Raw genomic sequence first — 6,530 nt, forward strand, 5'->3', positions numbered from 1 at the left:
ATGTTTTAAAAGAAAAAGCGCAAGATGGAAATACAAGCGCCATCCATGAATTAAGTGTTTCAAGTTTATTGTATGACACCTTAATTAAAGCTGCTCTAAACAGCTGGATAACTTTGGGTTATAAAAATGAAATTGAAAAACTTATTAGTCAATAGTAATAACAAAACAAACTAGGTGTCATCCGAAAAGCCTTAATAGAGTAGGAAACAATCAAATAAATATAAGATTATGCCAACAGCAGCAAACGTTCTTCCTCAAGACCTCATGAATAATGTGATGGGGAAGATATTCGATGTAATTACAAATGGGGACGGTACAACAGTACCAAAATCTGAAGACAATTTTTTCGCTTGGAATACACCAGGAACACCTTTTGATCCAGAAGATTTTGAATTTTTAACACAAGGTTTAACAGGAGTGTACAAAGCCAAAATGATAAAAAATGCAGATGGAACAGAAAGCACTGAAGTATTAACTGATGAGCAACGTGAAGATGCAATGGGTAAGGATACTAAAAAAATGTATGCACTTGCAGAAAATTTCGCTCGTTTTGTAGATGTTGTTCCTGATGCTTCAGGAATTAACGATACTAAAGTAAGAATGAACGTTAAAAATGACGAAGGAACTCTTTCTGACGTTTATGAAGAAACGCTACGTTTTAGTCAAGTTGCTAATACAGAACTTACCAAAGCAGAGAAGGATAAAATCGAGAAATTCAGACAATTGTTACAAGTTGAAAGAGAAAAAGAAGACTTGATTACAGGAGAAATGGTTAAAGTGTTGGAACCAAGTCCTTTGGTCAAAGCATATAGCGACAAAATGCAAGCCTGGATTGAAGCGGCTTTAGAGTACAACACAGCTCGTATAGATGCGCTGACAGCATCGACTTCCAGATCAGTACACAACTGGTCAATCAATGCCAGTGTTTTAAGATCTAAAGTGAAATTTGCCTATAATGATTGGGTAAATAACGGATATAAAAACGAGTTTGAAGGTATTGCTGCCCGTATCGACCAAATGTCTGCGAGAGATTTATCATTATTAAAAGCTCAGTATAAAGATGCGCTGGAAAAAGCAAGAATTACTGGGATTGATAGTGGATCAGACTTCTATTATACAGGTTTAGCACCAGCAAATTTTGCCAAATCAAAAGGATGGACACGTTTTACATTTACCAACAAAGACAATAGTTATTATTCTAAAAAGACTACGTCGAAATGGGGAGCTGCAGGAGGATTAAGTTTAGGATTCTTCACCATTGGAGGTTCAGCAAGTGGAGAGAAAATGAATTATGACGCTAAATTTGATTCTAGCAGTTTTGAAATGGAATTTGAAATTTGTCAGGTGCCAATTATTCGTCCTTGGTTTAAAAGCAACTTCTTAACTTCTAAAACATGGAGATTTGCACAAGGAAATGAAGGTTTCAAAAGCAAGTTTTTATCAGATGGAAAACGTCCTCCAAGCAAAGATTCGATGATGCCTGCAATACCAACAACCATGATTTTTATCAGAAATCTGAAAATAAAATTTGCAAATGCAAATACTGCGCTTCATGCAGCTGATTCAAAAGTTAGTGGTGGCGGAATGGTAGGTTACGGTCCTTTCTTTATTAGTGGTAGTTATGGATCTGGAAGCAGTGAAAGATCAAGAGATCATCATGAAGACAGCCAAGGAATCTATGTTGATGGACTTCAGTGTATTGGTTTTAAATGTCATTTGTTGCCAAAATCGCCAAATCCAGATCCAGCAATTAAATCTTGGGTATAGAATATTTTTTCAACTACCGGATGTTTTTAAAGCATCTGGTAGTTTTCTATAATTTTTAAAAATAAAAATCATGAATGCTTCATTTTCAATTCTTCAAAAATTAAAAAACCAATTCTTTCAAAGTGTTCTAAATAAAAGTGACTATCATGTTGCTTTTGCTCCGTTTGCATTTACATTATCAAATGATGATTTTTATTTTTTAAAAAATAACATTGTCACTGGTGCCGATGCAAAAAAGTACCTGAAAGAACAATCTGAATTTTCGTATTTAGCAAATTCAATTTTAAAAAAACCTAATATATGGACAATCGATAGTGATAATCTATTGTACAATTCCTACAGAAATATTCTGGAAAATGCCCTTATCATTGATCCAGATGTTCTTACTGCTGACGAAACCACTAAAATAGATAAAGCAAAAGCCGTTCTCTTTAAGGCTGACGGAAATGACTCGGCTAAGTATGTGAAATACAAAACGTATATCCCTAAAGCCTCTGATATAGAGAAAAAGATAATAGATCTGAATGCGCTTAAAACTACAATTAATATAACAGATACCGCTGCCTTGGAAAAATGGAATATCGATTTTACCAATTTGGCAAATCAAAAGAAAGAATTTTTAATTGAATGGCAGGTTAAAGGTTACAAAAGCGCTGTTGAATCTGCGAAATCAGCTTATGATAATATTATACTTGCTAAAAGTAATTTTGTTGAAAAATGGACGGATGCTAAAAATGTAAAATTAGCAACGAACGTTTTAACGGATGAATACGGAATCGAGTTTTTATCTACAACCTGTATTCCCAATTCTATTTGTGATTACCAATCACCAATTTGGAAAAAAATCACTCTTACTAAACAAGAAATTACACAATTGGCTCAAACTTTTGCGCAGGAAATTCCATCCGAAGTGCTTTTGGAATTCGGTAATCTTGAGCCAGAATTAGAATCTATAGCTTTCGAATATTCTATTATTGATATTCAACGACCTTGGTTTGATGAAAGTATTCTCAACAATAGACTTTGGAAATATGCCGACGATACTCAGAAAGTTTCTCAAGGCGATGACACTATGATAGGTGAAATCCCTGCTTATCCAGTTAAAATTATTTTATCGAAAAATATAGAACTCGTTTTTACGCCTAATGCGGCGGTAAATGAAGATATCAAAAACAGATTGAAAAACGGAAGTAGATTGTTTTTCGGATCATTATTATTGAAAACAATTCCTCTTAATCTAGCGAATGAAAATATCAGCTCTTATAAAGTGCAACAGTTAACTACAAACGAGTTATCTGTAATCACAAAAGTGGCTGTTCAAAATTCACCTGGGACAAAAATAGATGAAAGAAGCAAGTTTAAAATGATGGAGGTAATTAACAATCAGCCTCAAATGATGATTAGGAAACAAGTTGAGTTGAAATCAGTACGACCTATGATGGTAAGTAAAATGAGTGCTGTAAGTGTTGCTAAGCCAATCGTAACTACGGATAGGGCAATTGCTAGACCCGTAGCAGCTCCAGTGGCAACCCCTGTGGCGACTCCAATAAGAATAGTTCGTCCTATAATTACGCGTCCAATGATTCATATGATGCCTCTCACTCCAATTACACCAATTACACCAACTCCAGCAACACCTCCTCCGCCAGTATCAACAACAGCTACAATCACAGGTAAGATTTTCGACAATACAAATCAGCCCATTTCAGTTGTTGAAATTCAGTTGATGAATAATGCGAATGCTGCAACACAATCAGTATTAACATTGGAAGACGGAACTTTTAGCATTGATAATATAGACAAAGGAAGTTATCAGGTTAAAATTAAAAAGACAGGATTTATCACTCAGGAAAGAAAAATGGATGTCGTTGCCGATACCAGACTGGATCTTTTATTGTCTATAGAACCAATTCCAACAGAGACTTTTCAGGTTATGGGAGTGATTTGCAAAAAATTGCCAAAATTGCCAAATCCAAATCCAGATAGCAGTTATATCTAACCGATAAAAAAAGACATCATGAAAAATAGTATTTCCATAGTGTTGTTGATTTCTATTTGCTTTTTCTCTTGTAAAAAAGAATCGGGAAATAATCCTTCTATTGAACCGTCTGCAGTTGAAAACCATTCTAATATAAGTCAAGAAGGATTTAAATCGGATACACCTCAAAAGGAAACGAATTCAACAAATCAAAAAGCAAAAAAAATGAATAGAGACCAACGAATGATAGGAACTTGGAGACATACAGAAGTCATCTCCAGCGGAAGCGGTGAATTTTATGCTTCTATGACCACCGATGATTTTATGGAATTCAAAGCCAATGGTATTGTAACCACTTGGGTTGGAACCGCCGCCGCAGGAAATGCTGATATGACCTTCGAAAATAAAGAAGAGGGCAATGCTCAAGAAGGATTATGGAAGACAAACGATTCCCATACACAAGTCACATTTACGGATCCTATATCAAAACAAGAAGCTACGACCAATTATTTCTTGGAAGATACTCACCTGATGTTTTCTAACGGGAACTCTAAAAAAGTCTACGAAAAAATTAATTAAAAATTAACGCATGAGAACAATTCAATATAATAACAAAGCTCCGGAAGTTAGAGCACTATGTGAAATGCTAAACAAATTAGGTTATAATTTAATTGTATCTGATTCATTTACTAGAGAAGTAGATATAGCTGCTAAAGATTTCCAATTGAAAAATAATTTGGTTGTAGATGGTATTATTGGAATCAAATCTTGGTCTAAACTTTTCGAACTCAACAATCAATTTTTAAGTTACAATAGTCAGCTTTTATCAGAAAATGATTTGATTGATTTTGCTAATAATTTTGGTTTAGAATTAGCCGTTGTAAAAGCCGTTAATGAAGTAGAAAGTAGTGGTAAGGGTTTTTTGTTAAGCGGTAAACCAAAAATTTTATTTGAAGGACATGTCTTTTGGAAAGAACTTCAAAAAAGAGGAATTAATCCTCAAGACTATTACAACTCTAACATAAAAGATGTTTTGTTTCACTCTTGGACAAAGGATTATTATTTAGGTGGTGATGCAGAATATTCTCGAATGGAAAAAGCTATGACTGTTGAAGGATCTTCTGCTTGTAGAGAAGCCGCTTTGTCTTCTGCTTCTTGGGGCTCGTTTCAAATCATGGGTTATCACGCAATCTCACTGGGATATGGTAGTGTAGATAACTTTGTTCAAAAAATGTATATAAATGAAAAAGAGCATTTGTACGCTTTTGGACAGTTTTTAAAAGTAAATCACTTGATTTCGTATCTTCAAAATAAGCAATGGGCTGAGTTTGCTCGCTTGTATAATGGAGAAGGTTACAAATCTAATAAGTATGATGTAAAACTAGAAAATGCATACAAGAAATATTTATAATAATTAAACCAAGATTTTATAATTATGGATTATATAGTTAGTAATATGGTTAATACTTTATCTGATAAAGTACTAAAGTTTGAAAGGGTAAATAGCGACAGAGATTATTCTGGAGGAGGATGGTTTGATGAGGTTTCTCATGCCATATATTTATATTCGGACATGAGTTTTAGATATGTTATAAATACCTTTAGAAGTGTATCTGGAGGAGGGCTTTCTTTGCCATATCAAAATAAAGAAGAATATATTGGATTATGGAAAATTACATATGAGGGTTTTAAAACATATTTAATTTTTACTTTTGATGATGGTTCTCAACAAAAACATGAGACTCAAAATTTAGGAACGGGTTTACAAAGACTAAATGATCAAACATGGAATAGATACTTAATACAATAAGCTGTTCGAAAATAAATTTTCGAACAGCTTATTGTTATAATAAGGAATCAAACTTTTTATTTAGTTGCCTAAAACGATAGTAAATGAAGTACCATTTATTGTAAAAACTGCCAGATTATCACAACTTCCGTTTCCATAGTCTAATGTTGCTGTATGAGAATTTCTAACAAATGTTATTACTCCTTTAGATAAAGAACTGTTAGTAGGAATACAAGCTAGTTTTACAATTATCGGGCTCGTAATTGTGCTAGTTTGTGAAACTGTATTAGGGAAAGTTGTAGTCCAGTTTCCAGTAACACTATACACATTGTCTGTCCAGCTAGCTGGCGTGTTGTATCCAGCAATAATTTCGCTTGTTCTTGTTCCAACTCTGGTTACGATTCTTCCGTCAGACAAAGTAATTGTAAGATTCATATTCATAACCCAAATTGGGTGACTTGGCGAAGTGGCTGTTGCAACAGTCATAGTTCTTGTAAATGTTTTTGTTCCTTCAATTCTTCTTGTATTGTGTTTAAAATTATCGAAAGTACAATTTACAGTATGTGTAGTTGCATTAGGATCGTAAACAAAAGAAATAATGATTTTTCCACTAAGAAAATTTCCGTTATTAATTTGACAACCAGTTCCAAAATCGATAGTTTTAGTAACCGTTTGACCAACTGTTGGAGTTGTGCCAAAAGCAGGAACTCTAGTTATTGTAGCGCAAGTGGATAAAAAACTTTCTCCAGAATTTGAATTTTTGTAAGAAAGTGCATTAGAATCAACGTTATCATACTGATTTTCAACAATATTATATACGTCGTCATTTTCGACATCAATCTTTGCATTAATTCCAGCTTCTTCAGCAGTTATTGTCGAGTTGTCGTTTTCATCTTCTTTAGAACAACCAATTGTTATTAGCGTTAAAAATAATCCGAATAATAAAATTTTACTTTTCATAATTTATTTATTTAATGGTTTGTTAATAAGACATTG

The 6,530-nt window shown here is 33.6% G+C and carries 6 protein-coding genes; 5 read left to right on the forward strand and 1 reads right to left on the reverse strand.

What is annotated here, in order from left to right:
- The first annotated feature begins 228 nt into the window (after positions 1-228).
- From ACH2BG_RS09760 to ACH2BG_RS09780, 5 genes are all read left to right on the forward strand, one after another.
- Entirely contained in the window at positions 229-1,767 is a 1,539-nt protein-coding gene (locus tag ACH2BG_RS09760) for a hypothetical protein (protein ID WP_395047504.1), read from the forward strand.
- Positions 1,768-1,837: 70 nt separating this feature from the next.
- Positions 1,838-3,766: a carboxypeptidase-like regulatory domain-containing protein gene (locus ACH2BG_RS09765; RefSeq protein WP_395047505.1), complete on the forward strand. Its 1,929-nt coding sequence runs from the start codon at positions 1,838-1,840 to the stop codon at positions 3,764-3,766.
- Positions 3,767-3,784: 18 nt separating this feature from the next.
- Positions 3,785-4,324: a hypothetical protein gene (locus ACH2BG_RS09770; RefSeq protein ID WP_395047506.1), complete on the forward strand. Its 540-nt coding sequence runs from the start codon at positions 3,785-3,787 to the stop codon at positions 4,322-4,324.
- Positions 4,325-4,334: 10 nt separating this feature from the next.
- Complete coding sequence (locus ACH2BG_RS09775) at positions 4,335-5,156, forward strand: N-acetylmuramidase domain-containing protein (protein ID WP_395047507.1); 822 nt, start codon at positions 4,335-4,337, stop codon at positions 5,154-5,156.
- A gap of 24 nt (positions 5,157-5,180) precedes the next feature.
- Complete coding sequence (locus ACH2BG_RS09780; protein ID WP_395047508.1) at positions 5,181-5,555, forward strand: hypothetical protein; 375 nt, start codon at positions 5,181-5,183, stop codon at positions 5,553-5,555.
- 60 nt (positions 5,556-5,615) lie between these two features.
- Here the strand turns inward: ACH2BG_RS09780 and ACH2BG_RS09785 are convergent, their stop codons facing one another.
- A complete protein-coding gene (locus ACH2BG_RS09785; protein WP_395047509.1) occupies positions 5,616-6,494 on the reverse strand; it encodes a hypothetical protein in 879 nt (292 codons plus the stop codon).
- Positions 6,495-6,530: the final 36 nt, after the last annotated feature.

Origin of the sequence: Flavobacterium sp. (assembly GCF_043779715.1) — a bacterium.
GTDB lineage: Bacteria > Bacteroidota > Bacteroidia > Flavobacteriales > Flavobacteriaceae > Flavobacterium.

Excerpts from the sequence above, each read along its gene's own strand:
- ACH2BG_RS09780 (WP_395047508.1), top strand. The coding sequence starts at position 5,181 with ATGGATTATATAGTTAGTAATATGGTTAATACTTTATCTGATAAAGTA.
- ACH2BG_RS09770 (WP_395047506.1), top strand. The coding sequence starts at position 3,785 with ATGAAAAATAGTATTTCCATAGTGTTGTTGATTTCTATTTGCTTTTTC.
- ACH2BG_RS09775 (WP_395047507.1), top strand. The coding sequence starts at position 4,335 with ATGAGAACAATTCAATATAATAACAAAGCTCCGGAAGTTAGAGCACTA.
- ACH2BG_RS09765 (WP_395047505.1), top strand. The coding sequence starts at position 1,838 with ATGAATGCTTCATTTTCAATTCTTCAAAAATTAAAAAACCAATTCTTT.
- ACH2BG_RS09785 (WP_395047509.1), bottom strand. The coding sequence starts at position 6,494 with ATGAAAAGTAAAATTTTATTATTCGGATTATTTTTAACGCTAATAACA.
- ACH2BG_RS09760 (WP_395047504.1), top strand. The coding sequence starts at position 229 with ATGCCAACAGCAGCAAACGTTCTTCCTCAAGACCTCATGAATAATGTG.